Here is a 1,657-nt window from a genome sequence, read left to right on the forward strand (position 1 = left end):
CCCAAGGCCGGGTAGTTAGCGTTTCCGCAGGCCACGCAAAGGATTCGCAATTGCCGTGTAGCAGCCCGTGCGGACTCTCTTGATCATTCCTCTCTCGGTCCAGCGAGCGAGTTGTCGATAGGTGGCGGCGAGGGTGACGTCGCCGAGGAGCTCGGCGATCTCCCTTGAGCGCCATAGCCGTTCGGGTTCTGACTGCATGATGGCAAGGACACGTGCCATGCGGCTGCCGGGTTTGCCGTTGCCGGTGTTCTCCCGGACGGTCGACGTGGGCAGTACGGGCTCCGGTGATGGGGGCGGCAGGAGAGTGATCGTCGTCGAGGTCACGGCCTTGCTGCCGTCGGGGCGGCCGTCCAGCTTCCTTTCCGCGTAACGGGAGATGGGTGACTTCACCTTGCGGGTGCTGATGCCAGTTCGCCGTGCGGGCGACAGTGCCGACAGGACTCGGCGGCCGATCTCTCCGATACCTTGCTCGAAGACTCCTTGCGCACATACCAGCAGGTCGCGGGCGGTTTGAAGGGCGATGGTGAAGTTGCAGCGGTCGGGATCGGTGCCCGGCCTGGACTCCGCCGCCTCGACCATGGTGCGGCGCAGGAGCTGGTAGAGGGTGAGCAGGGCCCACATCTCCTGCTCGACGCCGACCGGGTCGTGCGAGCGCAGGACTCGTCCGTTAAGGATGGTGTGGCGCAAGGCGTAGTAGGCGCTCTCGTGCTCCCAGCGCTCGTGATAGAGGTGCACGAGGCGGTCGGCGGGGTAACGGCGGACGTTCAGGAGTGTGGTTGCCAGACGGTAGGGGCCCTCGAATTTGCTGCCGTCGGTGCAGGTGACGCTCACCCGGGCTTCGATGATGCGCACCGGGACGCCGCCGATGACCGAGAGGTAGGAGGAGTCGGCGAGCGGCTGGAGGACCGGTGGGCGGCGGCGCTGGCGAATGCGGCCCAGGACTCGTGCGCCGGTGGCGTGCACGGCGGCGAGGAAGTCGTTGCTGTCGAAGCCCCGGTCCCACAGCACCAGCATCTCGGGGTGCAGATGGTGCGACAACCTGGTGGCGTATGAGGTCTCGCCCTCCCGGGTGGGGCCGAAGACCGCTCCGATCACGGCCCGGGTGCCGGTCTCGACCAGTGTCATCAGCTCGACCTGGGGATAGCCGCCACGCGGGCACCGCCCCAGCCAGCCCCGGTTGCGCTCGCTGTCGGGCACCTTGATCGAGCTGCAGCCGTCGAACGACACCGTCCGGTACGGGCCGAACCGTACCCCCGGTGTGGTCGGCTGGGCCAACGGCCCGGCCAGCACCTCGAACAACACCCGCACCGGTGCGCTGCCGAGTCTGCGGCGCAGATCGCGTAGCGCTTTCGTGCTCGGGCAGACGATCGGCATCCCCGACAGGCCGGCGGTCAGCTTGTCCCAGACCAGCCGGTAGCCGATCTCGGGGAACAGGCACATCGCCAGGAGGAAGTAGACGCCGACCCGCGAGGGCAGATCACGCAACCGCCGCTGCACGGTCCTGGTCTCGGACAAGACCGCGTCGACCAGCTCGAACGGCATGATGGGCGTCAGTTCTCCCAGATGTCCGGGAGCGAACCGGCCCGTGGCCACAGTCACCGTACGGGTGATGGCCGTCAGCGCCGACGGCGAGACACAATGAACAGGCAACGGAGCT

At 67.5% G+C, this 1,657-nt stretch carries 1 protein-coding gene; it reads right to left on the reverse strand.

What is annotated here, in order from left to right; genetic code table 11:
- Nucleotides 1-15: 15 nt before the first annotated feature.
- Nucleotides 16-1,657, reverse strand: a 1,642-nt coding sequence (locus tag NQU54_RS48460) for an IS4 family transposase (RefSeq protein ID WP_306279888.1), incomplete at its 5' end; no start/stop codon positions are given.

The sequence above is a fragment of the Streptomyces malaysiensis subsp. samsunensis genome (assembly GCF_024519315.1).
Lineage (GTDB): Bacteria > Actinomycetota > Actinomycetes > Streptomycetales > Streptomycetaceae > Streptomyces > Streptomyces malaysiensis.